The organism is Gracilibacillus timonensis (assembly GCF_900086715.1).
GTDB classification, from domain to species: Bacteria; Bacillota; Bacilli; order Bacillales; family Amphibacillaceae; genus Gracilibacillus; species Gracilibacillus timonensis.
On the sequence record NZ_FLKH01000012.1, the window covers coordinates 1,914,723 to 1,930,957 of the forward strand.

Here is a 16,235-nt window from a genome sequence, read left to right on the forward strand (position 1 = left end):
AAGCGAAATAAAAGTACCTTAATTCGAAATGAATAGTATATGAGGAGGAACCGTATTGAAATTTACAGATGGTAATTGGATGGTACGAGAAGGTTATGACATTCATTTTCCAAAAATAATTCATGAAATAGAAGAGAAAGATGGCAACGTAATATTATACGCACCGTGTAAGCATATCAATCACCGAGGAGATACATTAGACGGACCGCTGTTGACGATTCAAATATCCACTCCAATAGATGAAGTGATCCGTGTAGAAACATGGCATTTTAAAGGTGGAAAAGCAACTTATCCGAATTTCGATGTCGCGGATGAAGTAAAATCAATTAAGGTAGAAGATGCGGTGGATCATGTGACGTTTACGAGTGGAAAGCTGACACTTCAAATAACAAAAAAAGATTTTTCCTTATCCTTCAAAAATGGAAATAGTATATTAACAGGCACGGAGAGCAAAGGTCTTGCATGGATTAATGGACCTGCAGATAAAACCTATATGAGAGGACAATTACGTCTAGGAGTAGGAGAGCATTTGTATGGTCTTGGTGAACGATTCACGCCATTTGTGAAAAATGGCCAGTCTGTAGATATTTGGAATAAAGATGGTGGGACTAGTTCCGAACAATCTTACAAAAATATTCCGTTCTATTTGAGTAGTAAAGGATACGGCGTGTTCGTAAACCATCCAGAAGAAGTGAGCTATGAGTTAGGATCCGAAACGGTATCAAGCTCTCAATTTAGTGTCGAAGGCGAATATCTAGATTATTATTTCATTAATGGCCCAACGCCAAAAGAGGTAGTTAGCCGTTATACAGAACTAACAGGGAAACCAGCATTACCGCCAGCATGGTCATTTGGTTTATGGTTATCTACATCGTTTACAACAGATTATAATGAAGAAACCGTTAATCATTTTGTCGATGGAATGGCAGAGCGTGGCATTCCGCTTAGCGTTTTTCACTTCGATTGTTTTTGGATGAAAGAATTCGAATGGAGTAATTTTATCTGGGATCGTCGTAATTTCCCTGACCCAGAAGGTATGTTACAGCGATTGAAAGATAAAGGGTTAAAGATTTGTGTCTGGATTAATCCATACATTGCACAAAAGTCACCCCTTTTTGATGAGGGAATGGAAAAAGGCTATCTGATCAAGAAAGCTAACGGAGATGTTTGGCAGTGGGATCTGTGGCAAGCTGGAATGGGGATTGTTGATTTTACAAATCCGGATGCCTGTCGCTGGTATCAAGAGAAATTGAAATCTTTATTAGATATGGGAGTAGATTCATTCAAGACGGACTTTGGTGAGCGTATTCCTACCGATGTGGTCTATTTTGATGGATCAGATCCAGAGAAAATGCATAACTATTATTCCTACAAGTTTAACGACGTTGTGTTTGATTTATTGAAAGAAGAAAAAGGGGCCGACGAGGCCATTGTGTTCGCCCGTTCTGCAACAACAGGTGGTCAGAAATTTCCTGTGCATTGGGGTGGTGATTGTGATTCTACATATGACGCCATGGCAGAAAGTTTACGAGGTGGTCTATCCCTAACTACGTCAGGATTTGGTTATTGGAGTCATGACATTGGTGGTTTTGAAAGTACAGCAACCCCAGATGTATTCAAGCGTTGGACAGCATTTGGATTACTATCTAGCCATAGCCGTTTCCATGGAAGTCATTCTTACCGCGTTCCTTGGTTGTTTGATGAAGAAGCAGTAGACGTGACCCGTCATTTTACCAAATTAAAAAATAAACTAATGCCTTATTTATATGGTCAAGCAGTAGAAAATAATAAAACGGGTGTACCTGTCATGCGTTCTATGATCATGGAATTTCCAGATGATCCGCTGTGTGAAACGTTAGATCGTCAATATATGTTAGGAGACTCGATTCTCGTTGCCCCCATTTTTAATGAAGAGAGCATGGGATCCTTTTACTTGCCAAAAGGTAAATGGACGCATCTTTTAACGGGTGAAACGGTTGAAGGCGGGACATGGATAAAAGAAACATATGATTATTTTAGCTTACCGCTTTTTGTTCGGCCCAACACGGTATTGCCAGTTGGCGGCAATGAAGAGTCACCCGTATATGACTACACGGATAGAGTTACGTTTAAAATGTATCAAATAGAAAAAGGTCACCGTGTAACTAGAAACTTGGTAAATGCAAAAGGTGATAGTATCGGATCCATAGCAGTCGAACGAACAGGCGATGAATTGAACATACAGGTGAATGGGATAGATAAGGCTTGTCAAATAGAGGTAGTCGGTGATCAAACGATTACATTACAACCTGGTGATAAGGAAGTTTCGATTTTATTGCAAAATAAATAAAACTAGCCTCGAAAACACTCTCGCTTGGAAAAGGGGAGTGTTTTTGGTATTTCATAGAAAATAAATGAGTTTGGCCTTTACCAGATGTTAAGACGATAGATTCTCTAATGAAGTATATGCGGGATAAACACAACACACACATAGAAGGTAGTAATCACAAACAAAAATTAAGAAATATAGGATGACTTGGGATGGCCTCAACATATAGGTCCGCAAAATTGGCCGAAATCCATTTTAGAATGCTACAAGGATAATTCACTCAAAAGTACGAAATAATGCCCGTTTCTCGTTTTTAAGCTAACCCTTATGACATTGCATAACGTCATAAGTATTTTTTCATACTTTAATCTCTCTCCTAGAGCAACCTCTATTGCACAACGCTAACACACTAAAACGAAAATCTCAATCCACTTTGAAATATTATTTCATTCATTTAACCTGTTATAAAACATAACAAACCTAATGACAGGTTTTTTTCTCTATTATAAAATATAAATTCAATAAAAATAAAATATTTTTGAATTATTATTTTATTTTTTAATATAATATGGTAATATGTGATTACAAGAATGCGTTTTCATTTTGGGGGAGGTGTTTACATGTCTAACAGGCAAAAAGAAATCGGCAGGCTAATGATTGTCGGATTTCATGGAACCGAGGTTTCGGAGGATATCAAATATTTGATTCATCATTATCGTGTAGCCGGTATTATATTGTTCAGTCGCAATATTCAGCATACACAGCAACTCAGAGATCTCACCAGCACGTTACAGGAAGAGGCTCGAATTGCAGGATATCAGAGACCGCTGTTAATTTGCTTAGACCAAGAGAATGGCATTGTTCGGAGATTAGGAGAGGGGGCGACCATTTTTCCTGGGGCAATGGCGATTGCGGCAACAGAACAACCAGAGGCTGCCTGTCGGGTTTATTATGCTACGGGTGAGGAGCTACGGGCGCTGAGGATTAATTGGAATCTTGCTCCTGTATTGGATATTAATAATAACCCGCAAAATCCAGTGATAGGCGTTCGGTCTTTTGGCGAATCAGCGGAACAAGTGGCTCTTTTTGGGGAGCAAGCCATGAAAGGTTTGCAGCAAGCGGGTGTGATTACCACACTGAAACATTTTCCGGGGCAAAGATTTTAGTTGAAAGTTATATTTAGTAAAAACAGACAGCATGAACTATTCGTGAAGAATTATGTAAGTAATATCGTTTGCAAACTATTACCTCCCCCTATAATTTACAGCTGCTTGTAATTGTACTACAGGATTACTATATTCCTTTCATAAAAGCAAAGTTTCTACTGTATAGAAACACAGGAAATTTCATAGTTTTAGTCTTTATCTTTAATAGACGGAATAATTGAAATTTAATTTTAAAAAAATAAAAAAATATTAATTTAATGTTTCATTAATTAAAAAAATGTGTTAGGATATAGCTAAGTTTATGAGTAAGCGCTAACAATGATCAAGGAGTAAACATAGTCTCGAACGTTAGTTTAGATAACCATAAACTAAATTTTAAAAGACAGCATTGTGATCAATTGATTATGAATAGAAAAATAATCATGTAATAGCGAGCTGTTCTTTTATACAAATTACAAAGGAGATGGTGAGAAGTGGACAATAAAAAACACTTGGTAGTTGTAGGAGCTCATTGTGGTGATGGGGAAATTCAGGCAGGTGCGATTGCAAATAAATATGCAAAGGCAGGATGGGAAGTAACTTTTTTACATTTAACAGCAGGTGAAAAGGGTAATCCTCCACATATTTCTGTAGAAGATTATCGTGAACAAAAAATCAGGGAAGCAGAAAAAGTAGCTGAAATTTTAGGTGGTAAAAGTATTACTTTAGATTATAAAGACGCAGAATTATCATTCAGTGAGGAACTAATAAGTCATATTGCAACCTTAATGCGTGAATTAAGACCTACAATTGTCATTACACATTGGGAAAATAGTATACATTCAGATCATGCACTATGTCCGAGGTTAATACAAGCGGCCCAATTAAAAGCTGGGTTAGCAGGGTTTGATCTATCTGGATTAAAACCACATTACTATCCATATTTACATAGCGAAAATTGGGAAGACATGGAAGGTTATGTACCAGATATTTTTGTAGATGTGTCAGATGAATTTGAAACATATTTAAAAGCTTTGTCCCAATATTGGTTTATCATGAACTCCAGTTCTTTTAGATATTATGATTATTATAGTGCGCTGGGTACCGTTAGGGGTTGCGTGGCTCGAGTTAAATATGCTCAGACTTTAAAAACACCCACAGGAACGAATGTACATAAAGGTAATGGAATACCTGGGTATGACTTATAATTACCTTTTTGTAAATACTTGTCGTATTACAAAAAAGTATGGGATTTCCAATATAATTTATGTAATGTGCTTATATATATGGTTTCTTGTTTAATCATTGTATTTTTATTAAATGATATTACTTTATTGGTAACTTTCTTTAAATCACATTTTTGTATTTTGATAAAGTTCATTAAAGTTACTCACATTCTGAAAATTAATGTAGAGTTCACATGTGTAAGGAAAGGGGTTGAACTGATTGGTGGAACAGAGTGTAAGCAGTAAAGCTCGAGAGAAAAAAAGATTTAATTGGCGTAAAATGAAAATAAATTGGCAACTTTATTTACTGCTCACTCCCGGGCTAATTTATTTTTTAATATTTAAGTACTATCCCATGTATGGTTTACAAATAGCTTTTAAAAACTTTAGAGCTATTGATGGAATCTTGGGAAGTGAATGGATAGGGTTTGAACACTTTGTGCGGTTCTTTAACTCGTTCCAATTTTGGGATTTAATCAAAAATACACTAGGAATAAACTTATATGCACTAGCTTTATTTCCAATTTCAATAATTGTTGCTTTATCTTTGAATGAGTTACGAGATGGAAAATTCAAGAAGACGGCTCAAACTATTACATATGCCCCTCACTTCATATCAGTAGTAGTTTTCGCAGGTATGATTATAGCTTTTTTAGATCCTTCTACAGGCGTGATAAATAATTTTATTCAATTACTAGGTTTTGAACCTATAAGTTTCATGACAGAACCTAGTTGGTTTAAATCCATTTTTGTTTGGTCTAATGAATGGCAAAACCTTGGTTGGGGGGCAATTATATATTTGGCGGCTTTAGCAGGGGTAGACCCTCAATTACATGAAGCTGCTAAAGTAGATGGAGCTTCAAGATTGCAACGTATTTGGCATATTAACATACCTAGCATAATGCCCACTATTATCATACTTTTAATACTAAATATGGGGAATATGATGTCTATTGGTTTTGAAAAAGTGTTGCTTTTGCAAAATGCGTTGAATTTAGAATCTTCCCAGATAATTCAAACTTATGTTTATGAAACCGGATTGTTACATGCGCAATATAGTTATTCTACTGCAGTGGGATTATTTAATGCCATTATTAATTTTATGATTCTTATTTTCTTTAATAAGATGGCTAGAAGAACAGGAACAAGCTTATGGTAAGCAGGGGGAATTCACAATGGCAATAAAACAATCAAAAACAGACAAAGTATTTGATGTCTGTAATAAATTTTTAGTTTGGTTTTTTATACTATTAATTTCTTATCCGTTGATTTATATTATCAGCGCTTCCATTAGTGACCCCCAGTTTGTAAATTCGGGACAAATGTGGCTTTTCCCTAGGGGTATTACATTCGAAGGGTTTGGAAGGGTGTTTCAAAATAGTGAAATATGGTTAGGTTATCGTAATACAATATTTTATACGCTTTTTGGTACTTTTATTAATTTAGCGATAACACTGCCAATGGCATATGCGCTTTCTAGACAAGAATTAATTGGAAAGAAGATAATCATGGCTTTATTAGTATTCACAATGTTTTTTGAAGGGGGGTTAATTCCAACTTATTTATTGGTACGTGATTTAGGGTTTGTTGATACTATTTGGGCAATGGTACTTCCTAATGCTGCAGTTATGTGGAATATAATTGTTACCATGACTTTCTTTAAAGCGACCATACCTAGAGGTTTAGAGGAAGCTGCTGAGATGGATGGTGCCTCTCAAATAAGAACATTTTTCCAAATAGTAATACCTTTATCAGCTCCTATTATAGCGGTTATGGCATTGTTTTATGGTGTGAGTCATTGGAATCAATATTTCAATGCAATGATCTATTTACAGGATAAAAGTTTGTTTCCATTACAACTCTTTTTAAGAGAAATATTAGTACAACAGCAGTTAACTACGGAATTAATGCAACAATCAGGTTCTGCTGAAGCTTTGAGTGAGCATTCAAGAATAGCTGATATTGTTAAATATGCAGTAATGATTGTCTCAGCAGCTCCGTTACTAATTGTTTATCCATTTTTACAAAGATTCTTTTTGAAAGGAGTAATGATTGGATCCTTGAAGGAATAGAAAGATAGGTGCTCAACTGTTTATAATTAAAACTTTAAAAAGGGGATTATAATAAAATGAAAAATAAATTATTAATCTTTTCGTTATTTATATTATTCATTTTAATGGTTGGTTGTTCAAATGATGAAGAGGCAGGAGATGAGTCAAATGAGCCAGCTGATAATTTTAATACCGAAGGGTTCCCTGTTGTAGATGAACCAATTACTTTAGAAATTATGGGTAAACGTTCTGCAATACAGCCGGAATGGAGTGAGATGGGATTCTTTCATGAAATAGAGGATTTAATGAATATAAGTTTTGAGTATAAAACATCCACGGGAGATGACTTTGAACAAAATAAACAACTTTCTTTCGCTAGTTTGGATTTACCAGATGTATATTATGGAGCGGAATTGACAGCTGGTGAAGAAGTAGATTATGGCTCACAAGGATTATTGATTCCTTTAGAGGGATTGATTGAAGATTATGCACCAAATTTAAAGAAATTATTAGATGAAAACCCTGATTTACGTGCTTCTATCACGACACCGGATGGCCATATATATGCTTTACCTGGAATTGACCAATCCCCGACCTCAAAAACACCAATTTTATGGATGAATGGACCTTGGTTAGAAACGCTAGAAATGGATAAACCAGCTACTATGGAAGATTTTTATGAAATGTTAAAAGCTTTTAAAGAAGAAGATCCGGGTAACGTAGGTGAGGTAATACCAATAACTGCAACTGATTTAGAAGAGTTAAGACAAGGTCTTTTTGCTAATTTTGGAATTGTCCAAGAAGAGGGAATTTTCGAAGAGAATGAAACAGTAGATTATGCTTGGGTACAAGATGAATACAAAGAATATTTGCAATTTGTTAACAAACTATATGAAGAGCAATTACTAGATAATGAAATAGTATCTCATACATGGGAACAATTTGTTGCTAAAGGGGAGCGTACCGGTATTTTTACAACTTGGCCAATTGTTATGGTAGGCTTTGAAGATCCGCAAGAAGCATTAAACTATCCGATCTTACCACCAATGACTAGTTCTACCAATGATGAAAAATTAACTATTAGTAATAGTGAAATATATCGAGGAAGAGTCGCCATAACCTCGGAAAATGAATATCCTGAAGCAACCATGCGTTGGATAGATTACCTGTATTCTGAAGATGGAACATATTTATCTAGACTAGGAATAGAAGGAGAGACTTATGAATGGAACGATGATGACCAATGGGTATTATTATCTGAAAGCGGTTTAAGTACAACGGAAACCAACGCTAAACATGCTCCAGGAGTAGGAACGTTAGTACCGATGAACTTAACTGAAGAATTTTATGAAAAAGAAGGAGGTAACCCAGCCATTTTAGAAATTTATGATTGGGCAAACGAAGAATTAGTCCCTTATGCAGAAACTCCTTATCCACAAGTATATTTAACTATTGATGAACAGCAGAGAGTTAATGCATTAAAAACAGAAATTGATAGTTACGTAGAGCAAATGGAGGCAAAATTCATTACAGGTTCAGAGTCAATTGAGGGAGCATGGGATCAGTACGTGGAGACGCTTAATAGTCTTGGTATAGAGGAACTGGTTGAAATACATCAAGCTGCCTATGATCGTTGGGCTGAAGTGCAATGATTGGTAGGTAAACTAAAAGAATATCAAAAAACTACTTATCAGTGATCAGAATTATCACAAAAGATTGATCCTAAAATAAAAACATTGCGGGCTACCTTGATTTATCAGAAAAGACTGTAATAACAAGCTTGCTCAGCAAGGTAGCCAAAGTGTATTAGAGTCTTTTTTCTTTTGTTGAAGTTGGAAATGAGGTTAGCTTTCTCGTTATCTAGCCTAACTATCCTAAGTCAATATTTACAATTATGTTGTGTCAAGGTGCTGCTAGGTGAGATTTTATAGAATTTCAAGAAAGTTTTATACAATTTGCTAAGCAGAGAAATACCTTGGTTATCAATGAAAGTATTTATTAAAAATCGAGTAAAAGCGAGTGATGTGGTTTGAAAATAGGTTTAGATTTTTTTATTGAGGAACAATTTAAAGAATTTAAGGGGCAACGTATAGGATTATTAACTAATATTACAGGTGTTAATCAACAGTTGATTCCAGCCATTGATTTATTGTATAAACATCCTTCAATAAACCTAACAACATTATACTCACCGGAACATGGTATACGTGGGGAGGCAAAGGAAGGTGAACAAGTAAGTTCAAGTACTGATCCTTATACAGGCCTACCGGTATATAGTTTGTATGGCGAAAAAAAAGAACCGACAAAAGAAATGATGGATCCTGTTGATGTGGTAGTATTCGATTTGCAGGATATTGGTTCTCGTTATTATACATTTATTTATACCATGGCATATATGATGAAAGCCTGTGAAAAATTCAATAAACATTTTGTAGTGTTAGATCGGCCTAATCCGATTTCAGGTAAGATAGAAGGTAATATCGTGGAAACAGATGTAAGATCTTTTGTAGGGTTACTCCCTATTCCAAATCGACACGGTATGACAGTAGGTGAACTTGCCCAATTGTTTAAATGTGAATTCGGATATAATTGTTTACTTACAGTAGTACCTATGCAAGGATGGGATAGAGAAAAATATTTTGATGAATTGAACTTGATTTGGGTCTCACCATCTCCTAATACTACTAATATTGATATGTGTACTCTTTATGCGGGAACTTGTTTAATCGAAGGTACTAATTTATCAGAAGGAAGAGGAACAACTCGACCATTTGAAATAGTAGGTGCACCTTTTATAAATGGTCAGTTATTAGCGAAAAAGTTTAATGAAAAGAAGAATCCGGGTATATTAGCACGACCTACTACATTTGCACCTTTTTATCAAAAATATGAAAATGAAAAATGTGAAGGTATACATTTACATATTAAGGATCGAAAGGTTCTTAACTCTGTACAAGTGGGACTAAGTCTAATTGAGACTGTGGCGGAGATATATCCAAACCACTTTTATTTTAAGAGAAATGACCAAGGTAAATATTTTTTTGATCTGTTAGCTGGTACTAAACAATTAAGAGCGTTAATTCTGAAAGGTGAAACAGAGGTTTTTTTAAGATCTTGCAATGGAATACTGCAAAAATTTCAAAAACTAAAAGAGCCGTACTTATTATATAAATAAATTAATTTATGATTTAAAAAAGTAAACGGGAAACATAAGATCGAGATAAATATTTCTAAGAGTGTAGCAAAAAGGATAAATGTAGTAAAATAAAATTTTAATCCGTAGATAGTTTGAAGCAATACGCATTGCTGTCATTTAAGGGAGGAATTATAATGATCAAATATAGATATTACAAACCTGGAGATGAGAAAGAGATTGTAAAGCTATGGAATAAAACTCTTTGGAGAGATCCAATCACTTCAGAAAGATTTCGGAATCTCGTTTTACTTGATGTTAATTTTGATCCTAAAGGTCTGCGCTTAGCTTTTGATGATACCAATTTAAAAGGGGTAGTATATGCCGTTAGAAGACTCACCCCCATGGCAGGTACAGAATTGGAACCTGATAATGGCTGGATACCTTTCTTTTTTGTTGAAAAAGTATACAGGAATCAAGACATAGGTACCACACTGCTTAATGAAGCTATAGATTTTCTGCGGAAAAATGGCAGAAAGAACGTGTTTTTTGCTTCATATGCTCCTAATTATATTATGCCAGGTATAGACGAGGGAGCTTATCCTGCAGCATATAAATTTTTGGAATCTAAAGGCTTTAAAAAAATGTATTCACCTATTGCAATGGATAAACAATTAATTGATTTTAAATTATCAAATGAGATACAGGAGTTACTAAGTAAAAGAGAAGAGGAAGGTTATAGCTTTAAATTTGCAGAAGATAAAGATTTATATGAAGTGATACAATTTGCTAATAATAAATTTAATCCTGACTGGGGGAGAGCTATACGTGAGGGAATTCTCCGTGGTCTTCCGTTAAATCGAATTTTGATAGTTAAAAATAAGGATAAAGTAGTCGGTTTTTGCTTATATGGAGGCTACGAAGGTATACCTGAACGCTTTGGCCCATTCGGCATTGACCCAGATGAACAAGGTAAAAAATTAGGAAAGATTTTGCTGAATCTTTGTTTATATCAGATGAAAGCTGAGGGCCTCCATGGTGCATGGTTTTTATGGACTGGCGAAAAAACTACAGCTGGATATTTATATAAAAAAACAGGTTTTGAAATAAGTCGTACCTTTAGTGTGATGAAAAAAGATATTTAATTAATAGAAATGAGTTGATATTTATGTCTGTCAACGGAGGACTTGTGATTTTAAAAGAAATGTTAGCTGCACTCCCGCCTTCTGAGAAAAGAATAGCTACTTATATTATTAATCATCCAGATGAGGCTATTCAGCTAACAGCGATGGAACTCGGTAAGAGAAGTTCTACTAGCGGAGCTGCAGTAATTCGTCTATGTAAGTCCTTGAACTTAAACGGATTTCAAGATTTAAAAATACGTATAGCAGGTGATCTACAAAAAGGGAATGTAGATGGGTATAGTGATATAGAACCTAAAGAAGAAACGAAGTCTATTATAAATAAAATGACGAGTAATAGTATTGAAACGATGAAAGAAACTGCAGAGTTACTAAGCGAGATAGACATTGATAAAACTGTTTCAGCAATGCAAAAAGCTGAAAAGATCCATTTCTTTGGTGTTGGTGCTTCAAGCATTATAGCTCAAGATGCTCATCAAAAATTTCTTAGAATAAACAAAATAAGTACTGCATATACAGATTTGCATATGGCTGCTACTCAAGTAGCAAATGCGGGAAAAGAAGATGTTGTTGTGGGCATTTCCTTTTCAGGAAACACAATGGAGGTAGCTAAACTCCTTCAATTAGCGAAAAAAAACAATTCAACTACTATTAGCCTTACGAAATATGGTAATAACCAAGTCACGGCAATAGCTGATATTAATCTGTATACCTCAGCTACAACGGAGCCAACTTTTCGCAGTGCAGCAACATCTTCACGTTTAGCACAATTACAAGTGATAGATATTTTATTTATGTGTGTTGCGTCCTTACAATATGATGATACGGTAAAACATCTAGAGGCAACAAGAAAAGCGATAAGTTTGTTAACAGAAAAAGGGAAAAGTTCACGAAAGAATTTGTAATTATATCTTATTTAAATTAAATGAATGAGAACTGATAAATAGCTGTTGTAAAGTAATACTATAATCTATAAATAGAATGTGAATAGCGGAACCGCATAATAACCGAAAGGATGTGGCAGATGAGGGAAAAGGTAGTGAACCTGATAAAAAGAGAAGTAAATTTGAGGCATATCCCTGGTGCAGTGATTAGTGTTTCGTTTCAAGGTAAAATGCTGATGGAAGAAGCGGTAGGATATAGGATGGTTTATCCAAAGCAGAGGCCAATGCAATTAGATACGATTTTTGATATAGCGTCGTTAACGAAAGTGACAGCAACTCTGCCTGCTATTTTAAAGTTGATAGAGATAGGAGAGATATATTTAAATCAAAAAGTTGCTAGTATTTTACCAATGTTTGCGCAACAGGGTAAGCAAGATATAACGATAATGGATTTACTAACACATACATCAGGTTTACCGTCTCATAAAAAATATTATCTAAATCATTTATTAACTAAAGACAAGATTATCAAAAATATTTATAACCAAGAATTAGAGTATAAAACTGGTACAAAGGTGATATACAGTGATTTAGGAATGATTACTTTATATCAAGTGATAGAAACAGTAACAAATCAAAGTTTTGAAGAGTTTGTAAGAACTAATTTTTTTGAACCCTTAAAAATGTACGAAACAAGCTTTAAGCCCACACAGGATTCCAATAGGTTAGCGGCAACTGAATATGATGAGAAAGCTGGTTCCTATAAGCTAGGAATTGTTCATGATGAAAACACTGAATCAATGGGTGGAATTAGTGGGCATGCTGGACTATTTTCGACCGTTCGTGATTTGCAAAATTACGCAGCAATGGTTGAACAGGAAGGAACGTTTAAAGGAATTCAAATCTTATCTCCTGCTATTTTAAAGCTCTCGAAAACAAATTTCACCTCTTTTAGTGATGAATTCCGAGGCTTAGGATGGTTGCTTAATAATAATTCCGTGTCTTCTTGTGGAGATTTATTTTCTGAATCATCCTATGGTCATACTGGTTTTACTGGAACTAGCATATGGTTTGACCCGAGCATTTCCTTACATGTTATTTTATTAACTAACAGAGTACATTTTGGTAGAATACCGGAGCATATATTAAATTTGAGAGCTGCAGTGCATAATATCATTCGCTCCTGTATAGATGAATGAGAAATAGTATGTTTTTTGAATTTTCAAGGAGTATATTACCGGACTGTTCTATTTTTTTGCGGGGAGTATGTTATATAGATTTTGATCAATGAGGTCTTATAAGGGCTTGAAAACTAAATGAAATAATAGTTGATGTAATAGCCTGTTATGAGTAGCTCACCTCATAACAGGCTATTTTTCTATTTTTTAAAATAATAATTCGTTAAAATATAAAATATATTGAATTATTATTTTAATTTCGTGTGTAATATGATAACATGATATTAGAATAAAATGTGATGAATCACGGAAAAGGTGATTATATGTCTAGTATGGAGAAAAAAATTGGCAGGCTTATCATTGCTGGATTTCATGGTAAGGAGGTTTCTGCAGATATCAAAAACCTTATTTATTATTATCATGTAGCAGGTGTTATATTGTTTAGCCGTAATATAGATAATACCCAACAGCTAAAAAAATTAACAAGCGCATTGCAAGAAGAAGCTCGAGTAGCGGGATATCAAAAACCATTATTAATTTGTTTAGACCAAGAGAATGGCATTGTTCGAAGATTGGGGGAGGAAGCTACCATTTTTCCTGGATCGATGGCAATTTCAGCCACACGGCAACCAGATTACGCCTTTCGCATTAGCTATGCTACAGGAGAGGAGTTACGAGCGTTAGGAATCAATTGGAATCTTGCCCCGGTATTGGATATTAACAGTAATCCATATAACCCAGTAATAGGTGTTCGATCTTTTGGTGAATCAGTTGATCAAGTTTCTAGTTTTGGTAAGCAAGCTATGAAGGGGTTGCAAGAAGCGGGGATCATTACAACCCTTAAACATTTTCCGGGTCATGGAGATACAGAGGTTGATTCTCATCTTGAAATGCCTGTTGTAACTCATGATATAGAAAGACTAAGGATGGAGGAGTTACAACCATTTCAAGATTGTATCAATGCGGGCGCAGATGTGGTGATGTCAGCTCATATCCACTTTCCAGCTCTGGAATCACAACACGATCTGCCGGCTACCTTATCTAAACACATATTAACAAATGTATTACGGCATCAACTCAACTTTCGTGGTGTGGTAACAACAGATTGCTTAGAGATGGAAGCGATATCACATACAATAGGTACGGCTAGAGGAGCTGTTCAAGCTATTCAAGCAGGAGCAGATCTAGTCATTATTTCGCACACCTACTCTAAACAAGTAGAAGCAATCCAAGCGATTCAACAAGCAGTTGAGACGGGTGATATAAAGAAAGGTAGGATCAATCAATCCATTATGCGTATTAATGAATTGATTGATAACTATAAACTAGATAAAGAGCAGGAATATGATCCTCAACTAATTGGAGGCTTCGACCATGAACAATTAGCCAGTCAAGTTTACCAGCGCAGTGTCACCGTTGAAAAAAATGAGCAGGTATTACCTTTAGACGTTGAAAATAAACAAGTGCTTGTTGTAGAAGTAGCTAGCTTAACAAAATCTAAGGCAGAAGATCAATTGGTTGATACTATACTATCACCCATTATAAAAGAATATCTACCAAACGCAGAAACAATGGTATTGTCAGCACAGCCATCTTCAGACCAAATGCAAGCAGTGATTAAGAAATCTGTGAATGTTGATTATATTATTTTTGGAACGGTGGGGCTTACACTGGATATTAAGTGGCAAGAGCTTATTCAGGCATGTCAAACTAATTTTGTGAAAATCGTAGGTTTGGCAATGAAGTCTCCATATGATCTTAAATATTTTTCCAAGGCGGACGCTGTTATTTGCACATACGAATCAACCTATCCAGCAGTAACAATGGCGCTAAGAGCGATTATTGGAGAGATAGAAACAGCAGGGGAACTTCCAGTAGATGTGTTTTAAGTAAGAAAGAAGTCAATAAACTAGTTGGAAAATGACTTACTTAAAGATTCAATGGATAATATGTAAGAATACACTTAATTTATTTTCGTAGTAGATTAATAATGTTTGTATAATAAATTAACATATTATTATATAAAACAATTAGAATAAAAATATTGTTTTTGAGATCAGTAGATTTTTAATATAAAAGTATTTCTTGAAATCCTCTATAAGATGAAATGATGGTAGTTAATAAAGTGATTAATTGTAGGAGAAATTTAAATAATAGGATTATCTTTGTATTTTGAAGGATTAACCTATTTTGACATGCGCGAGAAAAAACTATCTTCTATATAAGTAGGTGATGATACCATGGAAATATTGACAACGTTAACGACAGAACAGCGTAATGAGAGCACAATGGAAATCGATCATATGAGCACATATGACATATTGAAAATATTTAATCAGGAGGACCAAAGTGTTGCTAAAAGTGTGGAAAGGGTACTGCCTGAGATTGCAGAAGCGGTGGAAATAGTTAGTGCAGCATTTACCAAGGGAGGAAGACTGCTCTATGTAGGGGCAGGTACAAGCGGACGTATCGGTATCCTGGATGCGGTAGAATGTCCGCCTACGTTTGGTACACCACCCGATCTAGTACAAGGGATGATTGCTGGAGGAGATCAGGCCATCATGAAAGCAGTTGAGGGGGCAGAGGATAATCCTGCCTTAGGAGCGGCTGATTTGGAGGAGCGAGGGTTAACAGAACTGGATGTAGTAGTAGGTATTGCCGCTAGCGGAAGAACGCCGTATGTGGCAGGGGCGCTAAAGCATGCGCAGGAACTCGGTGCAAAAACGATCAGTTTGAGCAGTAATAAAAACGCCAAGATAAGTCAATACGCTGATATCAAAATAGATGTGGTGACAGGACCTGAAGTGTTAACAGGCTCTACAAGATTAAAGGCAGCAACCGCACACAAGATGGTGTTAAACATGCTGACCACCACCACGATGATCCAAGCCGGTAAGATTTATCAAAATTTGATGGTCGATGTCAAGGTGAGTAACTATAAGCTAAAGGAACGCGCAAAGCATATTATTGCTGCCGTAACAGAAGTGTCGCTGGAAGAAGCTGCAGCAACATTGGAAAAAGCACAATTAGAGGTGAAGCCTGCTATTGTCATGATAAAAGCAAATGTTAATTATGAAGAGGCGAAAGAATTACTTCATCAAGCAGATGGATTTGTGCGATATGCCATTACTCGCGCGACCTCTGATAACGATACCTAAAAATTAAAAA

General features: G+C 35.5%; 12 protein-coding genes. All 12 read left to right on the forward strand.

What is annotated here, in order from left to right; translation table 11 throughout:
* The first annotated feature begins 55 nt into the window (after positions 1–55).
* Positions 56–2,329 (forward strand): alpha-xylosidase, encoded by a 2,274-nt coding sequence (gene yicI / locus BN6556_RS20220; protein WP_066195620.1) that lies wholly within the window; start codon positions 56–58, stop codon positions 2,327–2,329.
* Positions 2,330–2,928: 599 nt separating this feature from the next.
* The gene (locus BN6556_RS20225; RefSeq protein ID WP_066195628.1) at positions 2,929–3,474 is read left to right on the forward strand and encodes a glycoside hydrolase family 3 N-terminal domain-containing protein; all 546 of its coding nucleotides are present in this window, start codon (positions 2,929–2,931) and stop codon (positions 3,472–3,474) included.
* Positions 3,475–3,947: 473 nt separating this feature from the next.
* Entirely contained in the window at positions 3,948–4,661 is a 714-nt protein-coding gene (locus tag BN6556_RS20230; RefSeq protein ID WP_066195634.1) for a PIG-L deacetylase family protein, read from the forward strand.
* A gap of 298 nt (positions 4,662–4,959) precedes the next feature.
* Positions 4,960–5,838, forward strand: a complete 879-nt coding sequence (locus BN6556_RS20235; protein WP_078060243.1) for an ABC transporter permease — start codon at positions 4,960–4,962, stop codon at positions 5,836–5,838.
* Positions 5,839–5,854: 16 nt separating this feature from the next.
* Positions 5,855–6,751: a carbohydrate ABC transporter permease gene (locus BN6556_RS20240; RefSeq protein ID WP_066195638.1), complete on the forward strand. Its 897-nt coding sequence runs from the start codon at positions 5,855–5,857 to the stop codon at positions 6,749–6,751.
* Positions 6,752–6,807: 56 nt separating this feature from the next.
* The gene (locus BN6556_RS20245) at positions 6,808–8,382 is read left to right on the forward strand and encodes an extracellular solute-binding protein (protein ID WP_066195641.1); all 1,575 of its coding nucleotides are present in this window, start codon (positions 6,808–6,810) and stop codon (positions 8,380–8,382) included.
* A 377-nt stretch (positions 8,383–8,759) separates the two neighbouring features.
* A complete protein-coding gene (locus BN6556_RS20250) occupies positions 8,760–9,905 on the forward strand; it encodes an exo-beta-N-acetylmuramidase NamZ family protein (RefSeq protein WP_066195646.1) in 1,146 nt (381 codons plus the stop codon).
* Between the two features lie 155 nt (positions 9,906–10,060).
* Positions 10,061–11,008, forward strand: coding sequence for a GNAT family N-acetyltransferase (locus tag BN6556_RS20255; RefSeq protein WP_066195649.1), 948 nt, complete (start codon positions 10,061–10,063; stop codon positions 11,006–11,008).
* A gap of 23 nt (positions 11,009–11,031) precedes the next feature.
* The gene (locus tag BN6556_RS20260; protein WP_066195651.1) at positions 11,032–11,910 is read left to right on the forward strand and encodes a MurR/RpiR family transcriptional regulator; all 879 of its coding nucleotides are present in this window, start codon (positions 11,032–11,034) and stop codon (positions 11,908–11,910) included.
* A 119-nt stretch (positions 11,911–12,029) separates the two neighbouring features.
* Entirely contained in the window at positions 12,030–13,088 is a 1,059-nt protein-coding gene (locus tag BN6556_RS20265) for a serine hydrolase domain-containing protein (protein WP_066195654.1), read from the forward strand.
* Positions 13,089–13,366: 278 nt separating this feature from the next.
* A complete protein-coding gene (gene nagZ, locus BN6556_RS20270) occupies positions 13,367–14,956 on the forward strand; it encodes a beta-N-acetylhexosaminidase (protein WP_078060189.1) in 1,590 nt (529 codons plus the stop codon).
* A 351-nt stretch (positions 14,957–15,307) separates the two neighbouring features.
* A complete protein-coding gene (gene murQ / locus BN6556_RS20275; RefSeq protein ID WP_066195660.1) occupies positions 15,308–16,225 on the forward strand; it encodes an N-acetylmuramic acid 6-phosphate etherase in 918 nt (305 codons plus the stop codon).
* The last annotated feature ends 10 nt before the right edge of the window (positions 16,226–16,235 follow it).